This window comes from Rubrivirga sp. (genome assembly GCF_965213695.1).
Taxonomy (GTDB): Bacteria; Bacteroidota; Rhodothermia; order Rhodothermales; family Rubricoccaceae; genus Rubrivirga.
Genome location: NZ_OZ243912.1, coordinates 369,686 through 389,637, shown reverse-complemented (window position 1 = coordinate 389,637; position 19,952 = coordinate 369,686). Strand labels below are relative to the sequence as shown.

Here is a 19,952-nt window from a genome sequence, read left to right as displayed (position 1 = left end):
CTTCCCGAGCCCCGGGGGCCCGGAGAGGATCACGTGGTCGAGCGCCTCGCCGCGCTGGAGCGCGGCCGTCACGAACACCCGGAGGTTGTCCTTGATCTTGGGCTGGCCGATAAAGTCGTCGAGGGCGCGCGGGCGTAGGGCCTTTTCGAGATCGGCGTCGGGCGCCGAGGTCGGCGCGGAGGCGTCGCGGGGGGCGGAGCTCATGGATCGGTGGTCGGTTTCTCGCAAGGTAGCCGACGGGGGTGACAGGGGGCGTCACCCCCGCTGCGTGGACGGGTGGGCACATGGGCACCCGGTCCACCGATCCTCCGGCATTCTCCGTTGACGCCCGCTCGCGTCCGTCCCTACGTTGGCGCCATGTTTGCTGTCGACCACGTCCTCGTCTCCGACGCCCTCTTGGACGCGCCGTTCGCGTGCCACCTCGGCTCGTGCTTCGGCGCGTGCTGCGTCCACGGCGACCGCGGCGCACCGGTCGAGCCGGACGAGCGCCAGATGCTGGAGGACGCGCTGCCCGTCGTCGAGCGGAAGCTCCGGCCCGAGGCCCGGGCCGAGATCGCCCGGCACGGCGTGTGGGAGGGCGACGAGCGGTCCGGCTACCACACCACGACCGTCCGCAACCGCGAGTGCGTGTTCGTGGTGTACGACGGCGGCGGGGCCGGCTCGGCCGTCGCCAAGTGCGCGTTGCAGCAGGCGTTCTGGGACGGCAAGACCGGGTTCGAGAAACCCGTCTCGTGCCACCTCTACCCCGTCCGCATCGAGACGTTCGGCGAGGGCGACGAGGCCACCGACGTGCTGAACTACGAGCGGATCGAGCTGTGCGCCCCGGCCGTCCCCCACGGCCGGCGGACCGGCGTCCAACTCGCCGACTTCCTCGACCGCCCGCTCACCCGCAAGTACGGCGCCGACTGGGTGGCCCGGTTCCGCGAGACGCTGCGTCAGCGGCGCCACGACGTCGGCATCGGGCCCCAGGACCCCGCCCCCGCGCCGCCCGCTTAACCGGCCGGCCGCGCGTCCCGATACCCCCCCGGGTCGTCTCTCTCTCCGATGCTCAACCTCCACCAAAAGCAAAGCCTCCAGCAGAAGCTCTCGCCGCAGCAGATCCAGTACATCAAGCTGCTGCAACTGCCGACGCTGGCGCTCGAACAGCGGATCAAGGCCGAGCTCGAGTCGAACCCGCTCTTGGAAGAGGGCGAGGAGGAGGACGACCTCCAGCTCGACAACGCCGACGAGCCCACCGACGACGGCTCGAGCGACCTCGACGACGACCTCCCGTCCGAGTCCACCGAGACCTCGTCCGACGACGAGTTCGACTGGGACGAGTTCTTGAACGCGCCCGACGACCTCTACGGCTACAAGGCCCAGGTCGACCACTCGGCCGAGGAGGACGAGCGCGAGACGCCCATGCCGGCCATGTCGTCGCTGGCCGAGGGCCTGCGCGACCAAGTCGGCCTGCTCGACCTGAGCGAGACCGAGGAGCTCGTCGCCGACCAGATCATCGGGTCCATCGACGAGGACGGCTACCTCCGCCGGCCCGTCGAGTCGATCCTCGACGACGTCATGTTCAACTACGGCGTCGTGCTCACCGAGGCCGACATCGAGCGGGTGCTGACGCGGATCCAGCGGCTCGACCCAGTCGGCATCGCGGCGCGCGACCTCCGCGAGTGCCTGCTTATCCAGCTCGACGTGATGGGCGACGAGGTCGACGGGCGCGAGAACGCGATCGACATGCTCCGGGACTGCTACAAGGCGTTCACGATGAAGCACTTCGACGCCATCCAGCGCAAGCTCGGCATCGACGAGTACGACCTGAAGGAGGCCTTCGACCTGGTCCGCAGCCTCGACCCCAAGCCGGGCGAGGGCGACTTCGCCGTCCAGACCAACTACATCACGCCCGACTTCACCGTCGAGCGCGACGGCGAGGACTTCCGGATCTCGCTCAACGGCCGCAACGCGCCCGAGCTCCGCGTGTCCCGGCACTACCGGGACATGTGGAACGACCTCTCGGCGCGCAAGACGAAGGGCGACGACAAGGCGAAGGAGACGAAGGACTTTCTGAAGACCCGGATGGAGTCGGCCCGGTGGTTCATCAACTCGATCCAGCAGCGGCGGAACACGCTGCTCCGGGTGATGGAGGCCATCGTCGAGGTCCAGCGCGACTTCTTCGAGCACGGCGAGGGCCACCTCAAGCCGATGATCCTGAAGGACATCGCGGACATCATCAAGATGGACATCTCGACGGTGAGCCGCGTGGTCAACGGGAAGTACGTCCAGACCGAGTACGGCGTCTACGAGCTGAAGCACTTCTTCTCGGAGGGCATCACCGGCGACGACGGCGAGGAGGTCTCGAACAAGGAGGTCAAGGCGCTGCTCGAGCGGATCGTGTCGGAGGAGGACAAGACGAAGCCGTGGAGCGACCAGAAGCTGGCCGACCTGCTGGCCGAGGAGGGCTTCCCCATCGCCCGGCGGACGGTGACGAAGTACCGCGAGCAGCTCGGCGTGCCCGTCGCCCGGCTCCGCCGCCAGATCGTGCTGGCGTAGGGCACGGAGGTGTGAGGCGTGAGCGATGAGGCAGCGTCGGAGCTTGGGATGCCCCGCCGCGTTCTGAGCCCGCTCAGCGGCCTGCGCCTCACCGCTCACGGCTGACCGCTCGCGCCTGCCTCACCGCTCACGCCTCACCGCCCCCCGGTGCCGTCCCCCACCCCCGACGACGTCCGCGTGGCGGTCGACCGCGCCCTCGCTCGGCTCGCGCCCGAGGTAGCGGCCGAGGCGCCGCGCGCGCTGGCCGTCGCCCTCGCACTGGCCGAGGGGATCGATGCTGAGGCGGCGCTGGCGCGGTGCGGCGTCGAGGTCCCGCCGGCGTCGGCGTCTCCGGTCCCGTTCGTGCTGCTGCCGCCCGGCGCGCTGTTCTGGTGGCAGGGCGCCCGGTTCCGCAAGGTGCCCGCGCGCGCGTCGCGATCCCTCGTGCCCGGGGCTCCCAACGCCTACCCGGTGGCCGGCGGCGACGGACGGTGGATCGCGCCCGACCAGCGCGTCGACCGCGTGACGACAGGCCGACGCGCGGCGTAGATGGAAAGACCAAAGGGGCTCCTCCGGTTCGACCGTCCCGCCACGAGCGCTCGGGGACCTCAGCGGCCCCGGTGGGGGTTCCGCTCGCCATGCCCTCGGCCTCTGACCTCCCCCCCGGAATCCACCGCGCGACCGCCTCGGGCTACGACGCCGAGCGGCTGGGCCGAGCCATGAGCGCGGCCTTCATCGACGACGCCGGCGGGATGTACCTCTGGCCCGACCCCGACGAGCGACGCCGAGCGCTCCAGTGGTACTACGGCGTGCTCGTGCCGCGGCTCGGCTTCGGCGGCGGGCGCCTCTACGTGGGCGACGGCGGCGCGGGCCAGTCGGTGTGGATCGCGCCGGGCAACGGCGTCGGGCTGGCGTCCGGCGTCCGGGCCGGGGCGCTCGGGTTCCCCCGGCGGTACGGGGCCGCGGCGACGTGGCGGCTCAAGAAGCTGTCCGACACCATCGACGCGCTCCGCCGCGAGGCCGCGCCGCCGGGCCACTGGTACCTCCTGCTGCTGGGCGTCGAGCCGGAGGCGCAGGGGACGGGCCTGGGCGCGCGCTTGATGGCGCCAATGATCGCCGAGGCCAATCGGGAGGGACGGGCGGTCTACCTCGAGACGTCGACGCCGTCGAACCTTCCGTATTACCGAGGCCACGGGTTCGAGGTCGTCGGCGAGCGCCGGGTGCCGGGCGGCCACGGCTACTGGGGGATGGCGCGGCCTCCCGCCTAACGGAGCGGGCCGGCGATGCAAGGGGTCGCGGCGGCGGCGACGACCCCGACGAGGCCGCTGATCCGCTCGACGAGCTCGCGGCGGCTGTGATGAAGCGATGACCTGAACGTGCCCGTCAGCCGTCGGAATCGTTGTCGGAGAACCAGTTCTCGACGTGGAGGCCGTCGTAGCCGACGACATCGTCGGTGTTGCGGGTGACGAGGATGAGCCCGCGCCTGGCGGCGACGGCGGCGATCATCCCGTCGAGCGCAGGGCGCGGCGTCCCCTGGGCTTCGAGGCGCGCCCGCTCCCGCGCCAGCCACTCGGCGGCGGCCGTGTCGAAGGGGACCACGGGGAGAGCCGGGCGGACGACGTCGAGGAGGTAACGCGCGACATAGTCCCGTTTCCGCCCGGCAGGCATTCGCTCAAGTCCGTAGACGAGCTCGTGCCACACGACGCTCGCGATGGCGGTCTCGCCGGTGTGGACCTCGATGCGAGTGAGGACTTCGGGGTCCGGCCGCCTCCGAGCCGGCTCCGAGACGGTGTTGGTGTCGAGGAGGTACCGGGTCACGCGCCGCCGTCGAATGGACCTCCGTCGGCGAACGGGGAGGGCCGCCCGGGGGTCCGATCGCGGAGTCCTCCGAACGTCTCGTCAAATGCGTCGTCGTCGAGCGGCGAGGGGCCGTGGGCTTGGACGAAGCCGCGGTAGGCGTCGGCGAAGTTTGGGCGGGCGTCGTCGAGGGCCGTCTCGAGGAGGCGGATGGCTTGCTGGTTGAGGCTCCGCCGCTCGGCGTCGGCCCGCTGGCGGAGCCGGTCCATGACGCGGTCGGGGATGCCTTTGAGCGTGAGCGAGGGCATGGGCGCCACCGTTTTGGTTCCGTTCTGGGGACAAGCTACGCCCGGCTGTCATTGCCAACGACGGTCACGGACGGACGGCCCACTCGCTGAAGCCACGGGGGTGGACCGCGTTCGCCGAGAGTTCGGCAGATCGGGCGACAGCCGGACACAGTCATGGCACGCCGGATCGGAGAAGCTAGCTACAGGTCCCGCAGCGTGTCCATGAACACCATCGGCTCCCATGCCTGCCCCAGCCTGTGCCCGTAGAACTCGGTGACGGCGTTAACCGTCGCGCCAACGACCAGCCCGGACGGATCGAACGGACCGAAGAGCGCGCCGGCAACGGTCGCGGCCACAACACGGAGGGCCCTCGTAGACAGGTCCCCGCGCGCCCGCTCGCGGACTTCAGCCGCGTACGCTCGTGCCACGTCTGTCGCGCTGTCGCGGTCTCGGTCCCCTAGCCATTCTCGGAATTCTTCGGCCGGTCGGGTGTAGCTGAGATCTACCACGTCTTGGAAGGTGAGGGCCTCGTCTCTCAATAGGGCTCCCAGGTCGGGTACGCCCTCCACGTCCAACAGCGTCTGGATGTCCTCGAGGGCGACTGCCGCACCATTGGCTAGGTCCGCCAGACGGCGGAGCATGACGAGGCGGACGCTATGATTCCCGACGATCCGGTCGATGCCGAGTTCGGCAGCCGTCGCGAGTTTGACGTTGGCACCGGCCACAGCGAGGTACTTCCGCACATCGGGCTCCGACAAGGTGCCGGCGTCGGGATCCACGTCTCTGGGGAAGAAGAGCTCGCCCCCCACGGAAGACGTGATGTCCGCCCGGGCGGCGGCGTGTGCCACACGGTACACCGAGGTCGGGATCTCGCGGACCCCACGTTCGACTTGACGCGCGATCAACCGCACCTTCCACTTTGGGAGATCCATGCTTCCCCTGATGTCCGCCTGCGCTCTCCCAAACGGTGTGTTGAACGCGAGCCCTTTGCGAGATACGGTCGCGAGGCCGGTCGCCCCGCCGGACTGGCGGGCCAAGGCTTCCGACACGTACCCGGCGCTAGCAATGGGCTCGCTATAGGCGAACTCGACCTTCCCCGTCTCCATGACCTCCTCGAACAGCGCACCCCCGAACCACTTTAAGAGCTCTGGGACAGCGCCGGTCCCCAGGTCGATCGTCACGCGGTCGCCGAACAGGATCGCCTCGGCGAGCGCCCCCTTGAAGTCGCGGACCACGGGCTGGTAGAGCGTCCCGGCGTCGGGCGGTCCCGGGGCGCCCGTCGTAATGTGAGGGATGTAGTATCCGGCGGACAAGGGCGGCATGGATCGCGGGACGTGCTCCTTATTTACGGCGATTCCGGCGTCCTCTCGGCACGTCTCCTCTAAAGCCGCCGAGACTGATCGCCCAGCGGCTATCAGAGGGTCAGTGTCCCAATGGCCCGCCGTCGCGGGGCAAATGTTGTACCCATATTGCACAAGCTCTGCGATGTCTCGATGCGAGACAAAAACATAGCATCCTTTTGAGTGGGCCCGGCAGGATTTGAACCTGCAACCGTCCGGTTATGAGCCGGCTGCACTAACCGTTGTGCTACGAGCCCGGAGCCTCAAACTACGGGCGGCCCTCAGAGCCCTCGGGCTGGCGGAGCGGAGGCGGTGGCCAAGCGCCGAGCCGAGCCGCGCGCAGCGGTTCCGTAAAGAATGGGTGGCGACTGGCCACCACCACGAGCAAAGGCGTAGGTTGCCGAACGCCTCAGAAATCTCGGCACCAAGCCGCCATCGTGGACAAAATCGATACCATCGACACTCAGATCCTGGACCTTTTGCAGCGCGAGGGGCGGATCAAGCGGAAAGACATCGCCGAGGCCGTCGGGCTGTCCATCCCGTCCGTCTCCGACCGGATGCGCAAGCTCGACGCCCGCGGCGTCCTGACGGGCTTCCACGCGACCGTCGACGCCAAGCGGCTCGGCCACGACGTGATGGCGTTCGTGTTCGTCCAGTCGACGGGCAGCGACCACTACGCCGAGTTCGTCGAGACCGCCTCGGCGCTCGACGAGGTCCAGGAGCTCCACTCGGTCACCGGCGACGGCTCGCACGTACTCAAAGTCCGCGTGCGGAACACGACGGCGCTCGAGCGGCTGCTCGCGACGATCCAGGCCGTCCCCGGCGTCCGCGGCACGCGGACGAGCCTGGTGCTCACGACCCACAAGGAGACCCCCTACCTCCGCTCCCAGCCGATGGTCCTCGCCTCGCCCGACTGACCGCCCGACGCCGACCCGCTCGCCGCCGACCCGCTCGACGACGCCGACCCGTACCGGCGTTGCACGCAACGCCGCCGACCCACCCTCTTCCCCCACCCCCATGCCCACCCTCACCCGCACCGCCCTCAACGGAAACGGCCACGCCACGCCTCAGGACGTCGAAGCCATCTTCGGCCAGAACACGTTCGGCCTGGCCGAGATGAAGTCGCGCCTGCCGAAGGCCGTCTACAAGAAGTTGACGGCCACCATCGAGAACGGCGAGCCGTTCGACGAGACCGTCGCCGACGCCGTCGCCCTCGCCATGAAGGAGTGGGCCGTCGAGCGCGGCGCGACCCACTACACGCACTGGTTCCAGCCGCTCACCGGGCGGACGGCCGAGAAGCACGACTCGTTTATCACGCCGAACGCGGGCGGCGGCGCCGTCGCCGAGTTCTCGGGCAAGAACCTGATCCAGGGCGAGCCCGACGCCTCCAGCTTCCCCGGCGGCGGCCTCCGCGCCACGTTCGAGGCCCGGGGCTACACGGCCTACGACCCGACGAGCCCGGCCTTCTTGGTCGAGCACAACGGGTCGGCCACGCTCTGCATCCCGACGGCCTTCGCGTCGTGGACCGGCGAGGCGCTCGACCACAAGATCCCCCTCTTGCGCAGCATGGAGGCCCTCGACCGCCAGGCCACGCGCGCGCTCGACGTGTTGGGCGAGTCGGTCGGCCGGGTGTACGCGACGTGCGGGGCCGAGCAGGAGTACTTCTTGATCGACGAGGCCTTTTTCGAGGACCGGCCCGACCTCTTGGTCGCCGGGCGGACGCTCGTTGGGGCCGCGCCGCCCAGGGGGCAGGAGTTCGACGACCACTACTTCGGGTCGATCCCGGAGCGGATCATGGCCTACATGAACGCGGTCGAGACCGAGCTCTACCGGCTCGGCGTGCCCGTCGCGACGCGCCACAACGAGGTGGCCCCGGGCCAGTACGAGATCGCGCCGATCTTCGAGAACGCGAATGTCGCCGCGGACCACCAGCAGGTCATGATGATGGTGCTCCAGCGCGTCGCCAAGCGGTACGGGCTGGCGTGCCTGCTCCACGAGAAGCCGTTCGCCGGCATCAACGGGTCCGGCAAGCACGTCAACTGGGCCATGTCGACGGACGGGGGCGAGAACCTGCTCGAGCCCGGCGACACGCCGCACAAGAACCTCCGCTTCCTGTTCTTCTGCACGGCCGTCGTCCAGGCCGTCCACACGCACCAGGACCTGTTGCGGGCGGCGATCGCGACGGCGGCGAACGACCACCGGCTGGGGGCCAACGAGGCGCCGCCGGCCATCATCTCGATCTTCTTGGGCGACCAGCTCTCGGACGTGTTCGAGCAGATCACGGCGACCGGCACGGCGACCGAGAGCAAGCAGTCCGGTTTCCTCGGCTTGGGCAGCCCGGTCCTCCCCACGTTGCCGCGTCACGCGGGCGACCGGAACCGGACGAGCCCGTTCGCCTTCACCGGCAACAAGTTCGAGTTCCGCGCGGTCGGCTCCAGCCAGTCGGTCAGCTTCCCGCTCACGGTCCTGAACACGATCGTGGCCGAGGCCATCGACGACCTGGCGACGAAGCTCGAAGAGAAGCTGGGCCGGAAGTCGTCGAAGAAGGCCATCGAGCAGGCCGTCCGCGAGGTCATCACGGACTCGATCCGCGAGCACACCCGGGTCGTGTTCAACGGCGACGGCTACTCGGCCGAGTGGCACCGCGAGGCCGTCGAGGAGCGCGGCCTCCTCAACCTCCAGACGACGCCCGACGCGCTCGCGACGCTGACCGACGCCAAGAACGTCGCCGTGTTCGAGCGCTACGACGTGCTGACCGAGGCCGAGCTCGAGAGCCGCAAGGACATCCTGGCCGAGCAGTACGCGCTGACGCTCAACGTGGAGGCGGCGACGACCGAGTCGATGGCCAAGACGCTGGTCCTGCCGGCGGCCATCCGGGCCCTCGCCGAGCTGGGCGAGGCCGCCGAGGCCGCCGACGACCTTGGGCTCGACGTCTCGGGCACGAAGGCCATCGCGTCCGGCGTGATCGACCAGGTCAACGCGCTCCAGACGGCGCTCGGCGCGCTCGCGGAGGCCCGCGCCGCCGCCCACAAGGCGGCCGACGAGTCGGTCGCGATGAAGGACAAGGTGATCCCCGCGCTCACCACCGTCCGCGCGGCCTGCGACGCGCTCGAGAAGGAGGTCCCGGCCGACCTGTGGCCGCTCCCGACCTACCGCGACATGCTGTTCACCGGCAAGTAGGGACACGGCGTGCCGTGTCCTGTCCGCCAGCGTCGCGGTGCGCCGAGCCCCCGTCCGCGAAACGCCCCGTCGGCTCCATCGGCCGGCGGGGCGTTCCCACGTCGGGCCGACGCGCGCCGCCAGAAGCTGTTTGGTGAGCGAGATTGGGTCCGCTCTCCACCCCCGGGGGGGAGCGGGGTCGCTACGTTCTAATCGGGTCCACAAATCGAGCACGCAACGCCAATAGCCATCCCCGCGAAGACGGGGACCATACGGTCCTGATCGCTGCGCCGGCGCCGCATGGGTTGGCTGGCGCCGTCGCTTTGCGGTCCCGCCGGCGCGGGACTGAACGACCACCGGCTTCAGCCGGTGGGTTCTCGACACGGCTGAAAGCCGACGACTGGAAGTCCGATACCGGCGGGCTAAGGCCGCCGGTCGCTACTCGATCTTGAAGTTGTCCGCTTCCGTCGGCTCGAAGTGATGCCGCAGGTACTCCTCGATCTTCTCCTGCGTAGGCGATGGAACGTCGCCCTTCGCCCCGCTCGTCACGCAGAAGTAGCCGCGCGCCCACAGACGCCGGCCCCAGAACTCCTTCCGCGACCACCCGGAGTCCTCGAACGACTTCTCCGCCGGCCGACCCTTGACGCGGCGCATGATCTCCGACGGCGCCAGTTGAGGCGGGGCCGACACCAGAATGTGGACGTGGTCCGACGAGACGACGCCGTCCAAGATCTCGACCTCCGACCGCTCGCACGTCTGGCGGACCAACTCCCGGAGCCGGACCGCCACGTCGCCCGAGAGCACCTTGTGCCGAGAGTATCTCGTGCCGGTACTTCGTGACCCACACGAAGTGGTGCTCGATGCGGTAGGTGGTGTGCGAGCCCCGACGGTAGTCCACGGGGGAAGATCGCCAACCGTGAGCGGGACCCGAGGGGCATACGGCTAGCTGGAAGCTGCCCGCCTGAAGGCGGGGGTTTCTACCCTACTATGGAAAATGACTCGTCTTATTTCTGTGATCGGCGGAGAGCGTAGCGGCTCAGGGGGAAGATGGGAGAGAAAACCGGGCGCGTCTCTGGAGCAACACCGGCATGCGCCTCAGGCCAACCCTCAGGGAACGATCAGACGTTCACGCTTGGACCGCTCGCGACCGGGCCGCATATTGGTTCGTCTCCCCGGCGCATCCTTGGCAACCGTGTCCCTCCTCCCGTCCCGCACCGCGATCCGCTCGGCGATGGTTTCGGTGGTCCTGGCCCTCGCCGCGCTGTCGGTCATCCTGTAGCCCCGGCCGAGGGAGGCACGGTTACTCGGCGCCCTCCCAGGTCAGGATGTCCTCCTCGGTTGCCGTGTTGTCGTCGCCGCAGCCTGGGAGCGGCTCCTTCTTCTCGGTGATGTTGTAGCCGAGGGTCTGCCACTGCCTCGACAGGTAGTCGTTCCACTCGGCGTAGTGGGCCTGGTCCTCGGGCAGCTCGTCGTCGGCGTAGATGGCCTCGACGGGGCAGGCCGGGACGCAGGCGTTGCAGTCGATGCACTCGTCGGGGTGGATGACGAGGAAGTTAGGCCCCTCGTAGAAGCAGTCGACGGGGCAGACTTCGACGCAGTCGGTGTGCTTGCAGTTGATGCAGGGCTGGGCGACGACGTAGGGCATGAGACGGCGGGGTTACCGGAACCGGGCGAAAGGCGGCTAAGCTAGCGCGCTCACCCTCTGCCCCCGGCCGTGTTCCACCGCTCGCTCCCGCTCGTCGCCCTCGTCGCCGCCCTCGCCGTGTCCGGATGCGGCACGTCGAACCGCCTGGACGAGGTCTCGCTCGACGGCCGCCGCGTGGCCGTCACGGCCGCCATCCCGCCGGCCCCGCGCGTCCAGGCGGGGAGCCCGCTCGAGGCCGGGATCAACCCGTACGACCCCGTGGGCACGGCCGTCCGCGTGGGGACGTCGCTCGAGAAGCGTCGGCAGGCGCGGCGCGCCCAGGCCCGGCTCGACAGCGTGGTCGCCACGGTCGACGTGGCCGACCGGATCGCGCGGCAGTCGCTGGCGCGGACGGCCCAGCTCTTGCGGTTCGCCCCGGCCTCGCGGCCCGAGGCCGCCGACTTTGTCCTCGACCTCCGCATCGCCGACTACGCGCTCGTGGCCGACTCGTACGAGGGCGCGGTCTACTTCGTGCTCGTCGGCGACGTCTACCTGCTCGACGCCCGGACCGGCGCGACGCTGTGGGACGCCGAGCTGAGGGAGCGCGAGGTCGTCGACCGGGTGCTGCTGGGGCTGCCCGTCTCGGTCGGCAACGTGTTCACGGGCCGGTCGCTGGCGGCCCTGTCGTCGGCCGAGATGGCGACGGGCCTCGGCCGCCTGGCCGACCTCGTCGCCGAGCGGATCACGGACCGGCTCGCCGACGACTACGTCCGCTCGCGCGACGCCTACCGCGACCGCCAGCCGGCCGAGTAGCGGCTCGGGCCGAGGGGTCGCAGGAGGCTCTGAGAGTGGCCAGGCGTGAATTCGGCCGGCCGGCGGACCTCCCGAGAACGGGCCTCGTGCAACCGGCCCTTCCACGATTCCCCCGACCCCATGAGCGACCTCACCAACGACGCGAAGAACCAGCTCCACGAGGAGGAGGCCAAGGGCCGCAAGGAGCAGGCCGCCGGCGCCTTCGACGAGATGAAGGGCAAGGTCAAGAAGACGGTCGGCGACGCCTTCGACGACAAGAGCATGCAGGCCAAGGGCGCCGCCCAGGAGATGGCCGGCAAGGCCCGCAAGACCGCCGGTGACGCCCACGCCGACGCCGCCGACGCGGCCGGGGACGCCATCGACGGGCTCGACTGAGCGCACTCGACGGCGCGACAGACACGGGGCCCGCGGCGATCGCCGCGGGCCCCGTATTCTTTGGGCTCACCCCCTCCCCTCTCGTCATGGACCTCAACAACCTCAAAGACACTGCCGGCGACCTCGCCCAAGACGCCGCCGACAAGGCCGGCGACGCGGCCGGCGCGCTCGCCAGCAAGGCGGCCGACCTCGCGCCGGACGCCGTGAAGGACCAGGCGGCGAAGGCCGCCGGCAAAGCGGCCGAGGTGGCCGGCGACCTCGCGGGCAAGGCGGCCGAGACGGCGGCCGACCTGCTCGGCAAAGCGGCCGACAAGCTGGGCAGCTAGAGCCAGTGGTTCCGTGACTCGGTCCGTCAGCGGTCGATCGGCCCGCTCCGAATCGCCTCGCGGAGGCCGGCCACCCCACGGACAGCCCGCTTCGTCTGCGGGATGACGGACGGGCCCGCTACGCGGAGTGCTCCAGCGCGCCGGCTCCGCACCGTCTTCGGCGCCCCGGGCGGCCTCGGCCGTTCGGGGCGCGGTACGTTCGGGCGTGCCCCCCCGCCTGCGCGCCGCCGTCGCGGCCTACCCCCGCCCGTTCTGGATGCTCGTCGTGGGCACGTTCGTGAACCGGACGGGGCTCGTGGTCCTGCCGTTCCTGGCCCTCTACCTCAGCGGGCCGCGCGCGTTCAGCGTCGCCCAGGCGACGGCGGCCGTCTCGCTCTACGGGGCCGGCGCGTTCGCCGGCGGCTTCGTCGGCGGGTGGCTGTCGGACCGGGTCGGGCGGCGGCCGGTGCTGCTGGCGAGCCTGGGCGGGGCGTCGCTCCCGATGGCGGCCATCCCGTTCGCGCCGTCGTTCGCGGCGGTCGGCGGGCTGGTGGCCGCGTTCGGATTGCTGAGCGAGATGTACCGGCCGGCGGTCTCGGCCGCCGTCGCGGACCTGGTGCCGGAGGCCGGGCGGCCTCGGGCCTACGCCATCGTCTACTGGGCCATCAACCTGGGCGCGGCGGTGGGGCCGGCCCTCGGCGGGCTCCTGGCCGAGCGGTCGTACCTCGGCCTGTTCGTGTTGGAAGGGGCCACGCTGTTCGCCTACGCCGTCATCGTCCTGGTGTCGGTCCCCGAGACACGGCCTCCGACGGCCGACGGCGCGGAACGGCCCCGGATCGACCTCGGCCCGGTCGCGCGCGACGGGGCGCTGGCGGCGCTCGCCCTGGCCGTGCTGCTGACCGGCATCGGGTTCTACCAGCTGTTCACCACGCTGCCGCTGGCGATGGAGGCCGACGGGCTGAGCGAGCGCTACTTCGGGTTCGTCATCACCGTCAACGGGGCGTTGATCGTGCTCGTCGGGCTGCCGGTGGCCGCGTGGGTCGGCGACCGGGCGACGGGGTGGCCGGTCCCGACGGCGGTCGCCCTCGTCGCGCTCGGGCTGGCGCTCCAGATCCCGGCCCACTCGTTCGGCGCCTACGCCGCCTGCGCCGTCGTGTGGACGCTCGGCGAGATGGCGTTCCTGCCCGTCGTCCCGACGCTCGTCGCGCGGATGGCGCCCGACGACCTGCGCGGCTCGTACCAGGGCGTGTACCACGCGAGCTGGGGACTGGCCAAGATGATCGGCCCGGCCCTCGGCGGGCTCGTGTTCGCCGGGCTCGGGTCGGCCGCGCTGTGGGGCGGAGCCGCCGGGCTGGTCGCCGTCGCCGCGGTCCTCGTCGCGCTCCTGCTGCCGACGCTCCGGCGCCGCTTCGCGAGCCCGAGTCACCCGCCCGCCGTCGCCCTCGGCACCTCGACGCCGAGCACGACGCCGACCGGCTCGGGCAGCACGTCCCGCGAGGGCCGCAGGCGGACGGCGTAGGTCCGCGAGGCGGCCGTGTCGTGCGCACCGACGTGCTGGACCGTCACGGCGTCCGGCTCGACGGGCCCCGCGTCGCCGCGGACGAAGGCGCGGAAGCGCCGGTCGATCTCGGCCCCCGCCGCGTCCGGGTCGAGCCCGGCGCAGGCCGCGCCGAGGGTCAGCGCGCGGTGCGTGGCGAGCGCGGTGAACACGGCGGCCGGCAGGCTCGGCCGAGCATGCGCGTCGCCCGACACGTCGCCAGCGGCGACCATCGCAGCCGAGCCGAGCACGGCACGGTCGCTCCCGAGCGGGCCCGCGAACGCGAGCACGCCGGCACGGGCGAGGTCAGCAACCACGTCGTTGCCGAACGCCGCCGCGAGCGGCGTCGCCCCCGTCCGCCCGGCCCAGACGGGGAGGTCGGGGACCGCCTGTCCCGCCGACGCCGTCGGCCAGCCACGCTCGCGGTGGGCCTCGGCCATCGCGAGACCGACGAGCAGCGCGCCGCTGCCCCACAGACGCTCGCCGCCCTCGACCCCGTGGGCCGGGTCGGGATGATCCGGCCCGAAGGCCGTGCGGAGCAGGAACGGTGGGATGGCGAGCGCCAAGAACGCCGCCTCGGGCCGGGCCTGGAGCGAGCGGAGCGCGGCGTACTCGGTCCGCTGGAAGAGCGCGGCGACCGGGGGCAGGCGCGCAAAGTCCGTCGGGCCATCGAGCCCAAAAAAGGCCGGCGACGCGCCCACGACGATGGGCACCTGCAAGCTGGCGCCGGACGCGGCGAGGTCGCCGAGGGCCGCGAGATCGGCCGACGTCGCCTCGACGGCGTGGTCGAGCAGGACGGCCGCGAGCGGCGTCTGGCCCGGCCGGGCGTGCTCGGCGAGCAGCACCTGGTGGTGGACGGCCTGGGCAAGCGCCGCTTTCGGGGCGGCCAGCACCGACAGGCGCGCGCCCTTGGGGAACGCGAGCCGGTCGACAAGGAGCTTGAGCCCGCGCCACCCGGCCTCGGCCCGGCGCACGTCCGGGTACTCGACGATGGCGGCCAACGTCTTGCGCAGCCGGCCGGCGACGTCCGCCGCGACGCGCTCGGCCGCCGCCCGGTCGATGTCGCTCGGCCCGGACGGCCCACCAACGAGCGCGTCGAGGAGCGGGTTCACCGGCGGCGACGTGTCGTCGGCGTCGAGGGCGACCATCCCGAACAGCGCGTCGAGGGGGCCACCGGATGATGGCGAAGCCGGGGGGGAAGCGGGCCGAGCAGCCACGGCCGCCGTGAGGTCGTCGGCCCCCGCGACGCCGGTCTGGCGCAAGCGCTCGCGCAAAGCGTCGAGTCCCAAGCCACCGCGGCGTGCGTCGTCGAGGGCGGCCTGGGCTTGGGCCGCCGCCGCGAGCCCGGGGACGCGGGACACGATGCCGGCCGGCGTGAAGGCGTCGAGCGCGTCGGCCGTCCACGCCACCGGGAGGCGCTCGCCGTCGAGGCCGGGGACGGTCACGTCGAGCCGGGGCCCATGCTCGCGCATCCGCTCGGCGAACGTGTTCACGTCGACGTCCCAGACGCGGTCGCCGTCGGCCCAGTCGGGCTGAGCGGCCTGGGGGTCGAGGTCGGCGACGAGGACCAGGCGGAACGCGCCGCCGCGCTCGCGCTCGGCCGCGCCGCCCGTCGGCGCCCCGGCCGTGGTGCGGTCCGGGTCGGACGTGATCTGGAAGCCGACGGACGGGGGCTCGGACATGGCAGCGGGAGGCGAGTCCTCAAAGATGGCGCAGCCGATGGACTCCGCGCACAGGAAATGGCCCCCGACCGCGTGAGCGGACTCCGGGCGACACCGCCCGCACCCGACGCAGACCGTCGAGCCGGAACCTCCCGGGCCCTCGCTCATCCACGGCCCATGGTTCTTCCCTCGCGCCTGCTCCTCGCCCTCCTGGCCGCCCTCGCCCTCTCCGGGTGCGACCTCTCGGGCCGCGCCGAGGCCGAGATCGAGGCGGCCCTGCCCAGCGTCCTCGGCCCCGCCGAGCGCTACCAGGCCACCGTCGACGGCCTCAGCGCCCGCGCCGGGACGGCCGAGACGGTCCGCGTGGTCGGCGAGCGCGTGGCCCGGGAGGACGCGCCGGTCATCGACCGGCTCGACGTCACGCTGAGCGGCGTCGCCTTCGACCGGTCCACGCGCCGGCTGACCCGGGTCGACGCCGCCCGGGGCACGGCCCGCCTCCTCCCGGCCGACCTCGCGGCGTACCTCGCCACCCAGCGCGGCATCGCCGACGCCGAGCTCTCGCTCGACGCGCCCGACCGCCTGACGGTCCGCATCCGGGGGGAGATCGGGGGCGCTCGGCTCCCGGTCGGGGCCGAGGTCCGCGGCCGCGTCGTGGCTCAAGACGGGCGCGTCCACTTCGACGTCGAGGGTGTGCGGGCGGCGGGGATCGGGCTCGGCGGCGCCCTCGCGAGGGGCGTCTCCGACCAGATCAACCCGGTCGTGGACCTCACCGACGAGGACCTGGCCCTGCGCGTGACGGCCGCTCGCGTGGTGGACGGCGCGCTCGTGCTCGAAGCGACGGGCGACCTGACCGGCGTCCGGATCCAGAGTCCGTAACGGGACGGCGCCGCGCTCGGCAGACGATGGCCGGCCGAGGTCTCGCGGTGACAGAACCCCGGTGGCCCGGCGAGGTGGCAACGGGAGGGCTCCACGGGCTGAGTAGGACGCTCTCATCCCGGTTCCTCCCACGTCGGGCCCGCAAGGAACAAGAACGGGCGAATAGGGGATGGAACAGACCGTCGCTATCGGGTGAACACGGTACTTTATCTCGAGGCTCATCGAACTGGCTCCAATGCCTTACGAGATTCAGGTTGATCCAGAATTCCGCATTGGATTCATTGCTGCGTTCGATTACGTTACGGGTCAAGACCTTGTACTCGCGTGCAAAAGCCTAATCGAAGACGCATCGTGGGAAGCCGGATTTGATGAGGTTTGGGACCTGTCGGCCGCCACCGCGGTCGACATCTCGCCGGACGAGCTCGAGCGGCTCGCCGCGTCCGCGCGGGAGCACGCCGACCGGATCGGCGAGAACCGGGTCGCGTGCGTGACCACTCGGGACAGCATGGCGGCCATCCTGCGCCTGCTCGAGCGGCTCACCCCCGGCCTCCGCCGGACCTACCGCGTCGCGCGGACGCGGCAGGAGGCGGCCGACTGGCTCGGCGTCCCGCTGCCCCCCGCTGGGGCGCCCCCGCCCTCGTAGGCCGTCCTACGGCACGCCGGGTCCAGCGCCGGCCTCGCGAGCAGCGAGCCCCCGCAAGACGTGCCAGACCGTGAGCGCCGCCAGCGCGGCCGTCCGCCCGCCGATGTCGTGGGCCGGGCTGAGCTCGACCACGTCGACCGAGCGGACGTCCGGGCTCCGGCCGCACGCGGCGGCGGCGCGGAGCCACACGGCCGCCGAGATCCCGCCCACGCCCGGCGCGCTGACGCCGGGCGCGGCGTCGACGGCGTCGAGGTCGAACGACGCCAGCGTCGGGCCGTCGAGCGCGCCGACGAGGGCCTCGGCGCGGCTGGCGGTCAGGTCCTCGGCCCAGACCACAGCGGTCGGAACGCGGGCGTGGTCGGCGGCGACGCGCCACGGGTGAAGCCCGGCGACGGTGACGCCGGTGCAGAGCCCGGACGGGTGGTCGAGCATTTGGCGGAACGGGGATCCCGAGTGGCCCCGCCCGTCGACGAGCGGGCGGACGTCGGCGTGGGCGTCCCAGTTCAGCGCGTGGACCGGGCGCCCGGTCTCGACCCAGCCCAGGAAGTGGCCGTACGCCGTCTCGTGCCCGCCCCCGAGCACGACCGGGACGACGCCGCGCGCGAGCAGCCGGCCGACGACGGCGCCGAGGCGGGCCTGGTCCGCCTCCAAGTCGCCCGTGACGTCGACGTCGCCGAGGTCGGCGGCCCGGTCGAGGAGGGCGACGAACGGCGCCGGGTCGCGGGCGTCGGGCGTCATCCGCCACAGCACATCTCGGATCGCAGTCGGGCCGGCCGCCGCGCCCGGCCGGCCGCCGTTCCGCCGCACGCCCTCGTCCGACGGGAAGCCGACGAGCGCGACGAGCGTGTGGTCGGTGAGCGGGGCGTCGCGGAGCCAGTTGCCGAGACGGGGGTCAGAAGAAGGCAAGGGGGACGGGGCGAGAGGCAAGGGGCAGAGAACGTGTCGGCGGCGGCGATGGATGAGGCATGCGCCTCATGCCTCGTGCCTCGCGCCCGTCGACCACGCCGTCTCCCCCGCGATCACGGTCCGGGCGACCGGCTCGGCACGCCACGTCGAGAGCCAGACGTCGAGCGACGGCGCGTCGAGGACGGCGAAGTCGGCCGGGGCGCCGGGCGCGAGCGAGCCCGTTCCGTCGTCGAGGCGGAGGGCGCGGGCGGCCTCGGCGGTCGCGCCGCGCAGGGCTTCTTCCGGGGTCATCCGCTGGCGCGTGCAGGCGAGCCACAGCGCGAGGCCGAGGCTCGAAGACGGGGCCGAGCCCGGGTTGAGGTCGGTGGCCACGGCGACGCGGGCGCCCGCGTCGAGCAGCCGCCGCGCCGGCAGCGGCTCTTGCCCCAGCACCAGCGTCGCGATCGGCAAGCTGACCGCGACGACGCCGCGCTCGGCGAGCGCCCGGATGCCGTCGTCGGAGACGCACTCCAGATGGTCCGCCGAGGCCGCACCGACCTCGGCCGCCAGCGCCGCGCCGCCCGTGTCCGAGAGCTGGTCGGCGTGGAGCTTCGCCCCGAGCCCGTGCGCCCTCGCCGCCGCGAACACCGCCCGCGCCTCATCCGCGGTGAACGCGCTGTCTTCCACGAACACGTCGACGAACGCGGCCAGCCCCTCGGCCGCCACGGCAGGGACGATCTCGTCGGTGATCAGGCGGACGTAGCCCGCGCGGTCGGCGGCGAACTCGGGCGGGACGACGTGGGCCGCGAGCAGCGTCGGGACGATCCGCTGCGGCCCCTCCTCGCCGAGCCGACGGTAGAGGCGCAAGACGCGGAGCTCGTCGGCCGTGGTGAGGCCGTAGCCGGTCTTGGCCTCGACCGTCGTGACGCCCTGGCGGAGCATGGCGCCGAGCCGGTCGCGCGCGCCGGCCTCGAGCACGTCGTCGGACGCCGCCCGCGTCGCGCGGACGGTTTTCAGGATGCCGCCGCCGCGCCGGGCGACCTCGAGGTAGGGCGTCCCCCGGATCCGCTCGACGAACTCGTCGGCCCGGTCGCCGGCGAACGCGAGGTGCGTGTGGCAATCGACCAAGCCCGGGATCACGAGGCGCCCGCCGGCCGACTGGCGCTCGGCGTCGGCGAAGCGGTCGGGGAGCTCGGCCTCGGGCCCGGCCCAGACGACGCGGCTGGCGTCCCACGCCAGCGCGGCGTGGTCGATGAGCCCGGCGTCGCGCCCGTCGCGCGGGCACGTCGCGAGCTGGCCGATGTCGGCGAGGACGGTCATCGGCAGGACGGCAGCGCGTCGAGGTCGCGGCCGAGGTAGACCATGTCGCGCGTCTCCGTCACCGTCAGCTGGCGGGCGTACTGGCCGAGGTGGCCGAACTGGCCCGCGTCGCTCAGCGTGCCGACGACGGTCGCCTCGACGAACAGGCGGAGCCCGCGCCCGCCGTCGGGCGCCTCGCGCTGGCGGATGGCGTCGAACTGATCGAAGAACGCCTCGTCGCTCAGGAGCCACCACGTCTCGCCCGGCCGGTCGCAGGGGCGGAACGCGGACGTCTCGAACCCGGCCTCGAACACGCCGCGGAACGTCCCCGCCCGCGGCTCCGCCCGCTCGGTCACGCGGAAGACGTGGTCCTCGCCCTCACACGGCGTCACGATCCCCTCGCCCCCCGCGCCCCGGACCTCGACGCGGTCGCCGGGCACCACGGCGTCGAGCGCGTCGATGGACGCCACGCACAGGTTCTGCCGCGCCGGGACGTGGACCTTGACCGGGGCGCCCCCGCTGTCGGGCTGGACGTCGACGAGGGCGTCGCCGTCGTAGGCCATCGGCGAGAGGTCGACCGCGACGACGCGGCCCGTCACCGTGCGGTCGACCGCGGGGCCGGCGGGCGGCGCCTCGGCCGTGCCGGTGCAGCCGGCGAGGAGGAGGCAGAAGAGGAGCAGGCGCATTCGGAGTTCGGTTCAGGGTTCGGGTGCTGGGCGACCCCGCTCGACCGAGACGTCGAGCGTTGGGACTCCCCTCGCCAGCGCGACTCCGCGCCAGAGTACAACGTCCGGCCTCGTCCGCCGAGCTCTCGTCCCTGCGAACCCCAACCCC

The 19,952-nt window shown here is 72.1% G+C and carries 20 protein-coding genes, 1 tRNA gene and 2 pseudogenes; 12 read left to right on the top strand and 11 right to left on the bottom strand.

Annotation, left to right across the window (positions count from 1 at the left end; translation table 11 throughout):
• Positions 1-204, bottom strand: a pseudogene (locus ACOOHE_RS01695) (Holliday junction branch migration DNA helicase RuvB); the annotation flags it as partial.
• A gap of 153 nt (positions 205-357) precedes the next feature.
• Between ACOOHE_RS01695 and ACOOHE_RS01690 the strand changes: the two are divergent.
• The 4 genes from ACOOHE_RS01690 (at position 358) to ACOOHE_RS01675 (ending at position 3,785) form a co-directional block, all read left to right on the top strand.
• Complete coding sequence (locus ACOOHE_RS01690) at positions 358-996, top strand: DUF3109 family protein (protein ID WP_420456068.1); 639 nt, start codon at positions 358-360, stop codon at positions 994-996.
• 48 nt (positions 997-1,044) lie between these two features.
• Complete coding sequence (rpoN, locus tag ACOOHE_RS01685; protein WP_420456067.1) at positions 1,045-2,538, top strand: RNA polymerase factor sigma-54; 1,494 nt, start codon at positions 1,045-1,047, stop codon at positions 2,536-2,538.
• A 147-nt stretch (positions 2,539-2,685) separates the two neighbouring features.
• Positions 2,686-3,066 (top strand): hypothetical protein, encoded by a 381-nt coding sequence (locus ACOOHE_RS01680; protein ID WP_420456066.1) that lies wholly within the window; start codon positions 2,686-2,688, stop codon positions 3,064-3,066.
• Between the two features lie 89 nt (positions 3,067-3,155).
• Entirely contained in the window at positions 3,156-3,785 is a 630-nt protein-coding gene (locus tag ACOOHE_RS01675) for a GNAT family N-acetyltransferase (RefSeq protein ID WP_420456065.1), read from the top strand.
• Positions 3,786-3,900: 115 nt separating this feature from the next.
• On the opposite strand, the gene ACOOHE_RS01670 is transcribed toward ACOOHE_RS01675, so the two are convergent.
• From ACOOHE_RS01670 to ACOOHE_RS01655, 4 genes are all read right to left on the bottom strand, one after another.
• Positions 3,901-4,335: a type II toxin-antitoxin system VapC family toxin gene (locus ACOOHE_RS01670; RefSeq protein WP_420456064.1), complete on the bottom strand. Its 435-nt coding sequence runs from the start codon at positions 4,333-4,335 to the stop codon at positions 3,901-3,903.
• Positions 4,332-4,622 (bottom strand): FitA-like ribbon-helix-helix domain-containing protein, encoded by a 291-nt coding sequence (locus ACOOHE_RS01665; RefSeq protein WP_420457593.1) that lies wholly within the window; start codon positions 4,620-4,622, stop codon positions 4,332-4,334. Before ACOOHE_RS01665 ends, ACOOHE_RS01670 begins: the two co-directional genes overlap by 4 nt.
• Positions 4,623-4,801: 179 nt before the next feature.
• Complete coding sequence (locus ACOOHE_RS01660; protein ID WP_420456063.1) at positions 4,802-5,923, bottom strand: hypothetical protein; 1,122 nt, start codon at positions 5,921-5,923, stop codon at positions 4,802-4,804.
• A 202-nt stretch (positions 5,924-6,125) separates the two neighbouring features.
• Positions 6,126-6,198 (bottom strand) — tRNA-Ile (locus tag ACOOHE_RS01655).
• A gap of 180 nt (positions 6,199-6,378) precedes the next feature.
• On the opposite strand from ACOOHE_RS01655, the gene ACOOHE_RS01650 reads away from it, so the two are divergent.
• Positions 6,379-6,858 carry an Lrp/AsnC family transcriptional regulator gene (locus ACOOHE_RS01650; RefSeq protein ID WP_420456062.1) on the top strand — a complete coding sequence of 160 codons (480 nt, stop codon included), beginning with the start codon at positions 6,379-6,381 and terminating at the stop codon, positions 6,856-6,858.
• A gap of 100 nt (positions 6,859-6,958) precedes the next feature.
• Entirely contained in the window at positions 6,959-9,121 is a 2,163-nt protein-coding gene (locus ACOOHE_RS01645) for a glutamine synthetase III (RefSeq protein WP_420456061.1), read from the top strand.
• Between the two features lie 417 nt (positions 9,122-9,538).
• Here the strand turns inward: ACOOHE_RS01645 and tnpA are convergent.
• Together tnpA and ACOOHE_RS01635 are read right to left on the bottom strand one after the other, a co-directional pair.
• Positions 9,539-9,998, bottom strand: a pseudogene (gene tnpA, locus ACOOHE_RS01640) (IS200/IS605 family transposase).
• A gap of 402 nt (positions 9,999-10,400) precedes the next feature.
• Positions 10,401-10,745 (bottom strand): 4Fe-4S binding protein, encoded by a 345-nt coding sequence (locus ACOOHE_RS01635; protein ID WP_420456060.1) that lies wholly within the window; start codon positions 10,743-10,745, stop codon positions 10,401-10,403.
• 69 nt (positions 10,746-10,814) lie between these two features.
• On the opposite strand from ACOOHE_RS01635, the gene ACOOHE_RS01630 reads away from it, so the two are divergent.
• From ACOOHE_RS01630 to ACOOHE_RS01615, 4 genes are all read left to right on the top strand, one after another.
• Complete coding sequence (locus ACOOHE_RS01630) at positions 10,815-11,537, top strand: hypothetical protein (protein WP_420456059.1); 723 nt, start codon at positions 10,815-10,817, stop codon at positions 11,535-11,537.
• Positions 11,538-11,657: 120 nt separating this feature from the next.
• Positions 11,658-11,912, top strand: coding sequence for a CsbD family protein (locus ACOOHE_RS01625; RefSeq protein ID WP_420456058.1), 255 nt, complete (start codon positions 11,658-11,660; stop codon positions 11,910-11,912).
• Between the two features lie 86 nt (positions 11,913-11,998).
• Positions 11,999-12,238 carry a YtxH domain-containing protein gene (locus tag ACOOHE_RS01620; RefSeq protein ID WP_420456057.1) on the top strand — a complete coding sequence of 80 codons (240 nt, stop codon included), beginning with the start codon at positions 11,999-12,001 and terminating at the stop codon, positions 12,236-12,238.
• A 205-nt stretch (positions 12,239-12,443) separates the two neighbouring features.
• Positions 12,444-13,736: an MDR family MFS transporter gene (locus ACOOHE_RS01615; protein ID WP_420456056.1), complete on the top strand. Its 1,293-nt coding sequence runs from the start codon at positions 12,444-12,446 to the stop codon at positions 13,734-13,736.
• Here ACOOHE_RS01615 and ACOOHE_RS01610 read toward each other — a convergent pair.
• A complete protein-coding gene (locus tag ACOOHE_RS01610) occupies positions 13,640-15,436 on the bottom strand; it encodes a type VI secretion system contractile sheath domain-containing protein (RefSeq protein WP_420456055.1) in 1,797 nt (598 codons plus the stop codon). The two genes, ACOOHE_RS01615 and ACOOHE_RS01610, sit on opposite strands and share 97 nt — an antisense overlap.
• A 156-nt stretch (positions 15,437-15,592) precedes the next feature.
• Between ACOOHE_RS01610 and ACOOHE_RS01605 the strand changes: the two genes are divergently transcribed.
• The gene (locus ACOOHE_RS01605; RefSeq protein ID WP_420456054.1) at positions 15,593-16,291 is read left to right on the top strand and encodes a DUF2993 domain-containing protein; all 699 of its coding nucleotides are present in this window, start codon (positions 15,593-15,595) and stop codon (positions 16,289-16,291) included.
• Between the two features lie 235 nt (positions 16,292-16,526).
• Entirely contained in the window at positions 16,527-16,934 is a 408-nt protein-coding gene (locus tag ACOOHE_RS01600) for a hypothetical protein (RefSeq protein ID WP_420456053.1), read from the top strand.
• A 6-nt stretch (positions 16,935-16,940) separates the two neighbouring features.
• On the opposite strand, the gene ACOOHE_RS01595 is transcribed toward ACOOHE_RS01600, so the two are convergent.
• The 3 genes from ACOOHE_RS01595 to ACOOHE_RS01585 form a co-directional block, all read right to left on the bottom strand.
• Entirely contained in the window at positions 16,941-17,840 is a 900-nt protein-coding gene (locus ACOOHE_RS01595; protein WP_420456052.1) for an arginase family protein, read from the bottom strand.
• A gap of 66 nt (positions 17,841-17,906) precedes the next feature.
• Positions 17,907-19,139: an imidazolonepropionase gene (gene hutI / locus ACOOHE_RS01590; RefSeq protein WP_420456051.1), complete on the bottom strand. Its 1,233-nt coding sequence runs from the start codon at positions 19,137-19,139 to the stop codon at positions 17,907-17,909.
• A complete protein-coding gene (locus ACOOHE_RS01585; RefSeq protein WP_420456050.1) occupies positions 19,136-19,804 on the bottom strand; it encodes a hypothetical protein in 669 nt (222 codons plus the stop codon). Before ACOOHE_RS01585 ends, hutI begins: the two co-directional genes overlap by 4 nt.
• Positions 19,805-19,952: the final 148 nt, after the last annotated feature.

Coding starts and splice junctions, on each gene's coding strand:
- ACOOHE_RS01690 (WP_420456068.1), top strand. CDS start 358: ATGTTTGCTGTCGACCACGTCCTCGTCTCCGACGCCCTCTTGGACGCG.
- rpoN (WP_420456067.1), top strand. CDS start 1,045: ATGCTCAACCTCCACCAAAAGCAAAGCCTCCAGCAGAAGCTCTCGCCG.
- ACOOHE_RS01675 (WP_420456065.1), top strand. CDS start 3,156: ATGCCCTCGGCCTCTGACCTCCCCCCCGGAATCCACCGCGCGACCGCC.
- ACOOHE_RS01665 (WP_420457593.1), bottom strand. CDS start 4,622: ATGCCCTCGCTCACGCTCAAAGGCATCCCCGACCGCGTCATGGACCGG.
- ACOOHE_RS01660 (WP_420456063.1), bottom strand. CDS start 5,923: ATGCCGCCCTTGTCCGCCGGATACTACATCCCTCACATTACGACGGGC.
- ACOOHE_RS01645 (WP_420456061.1), top strand. CDS start 6,959: ATGCCCACCCTCACCCGCACCGCCCTCAACGGAAACGGCCACGCCACG.
- ACOOHE_RS01635 (WP_420456060.1), bottom strand. CDS start 10,745: ATGCCCTACGTCGTCGCCCAGCCCTGCATCAACTGCAAGCACACCGAC.
- ACOOHE_RS01625 (WP_420456058.1), top strand. CDS start 11,658: ATGAGCGACCTCACCAACGACGCGAAGAACCAGCTCCACGAGGAGGAG.
- ACOOHE_RS01620 (WP_420456057.1), top strand. CDS start 11,999: ATGGACCTCAACAACCTCAAAGACACTGCCGGCGACCTCGCCCAAGAC.
- ACOOHE_RS01610 (WP_420456055.1), bottom strand. CDS start 15,436: ATGTCCGAGCCCCCGTCCGTCGGCTTCCAGATCACGTCCGACCCGGAC.
- ACOOHE_RS01605 (WP_420456054.1), top strand. CDS start 15,593: ATGGTTCTTCCCTCGCGCCTGCTCCTCGCCCTCCTGGCCGCCCTCGCC.
- ACOOHE_RS01600 (WP_420456053.1), top strand. CDS start 16,527: ATGCCTTACGAGATTCAGGTTGATCCAGAATTCCGCATTGGATTCATT.
- hutI (WP_420456051.1), bottom strand. CDS start 19,139: ATGACCGTCCTCGCCGACATCGGCCAGCTCGCGACGTGCCCGCGCGAC.
- ACOOHE_RS01585 (WP_420456050.1), bottom strand. CDS start 19,804: ATGCGCCTGCTCCTCTTCTGCCTCCTCCTCGCCGGCTGCACCGGCACG.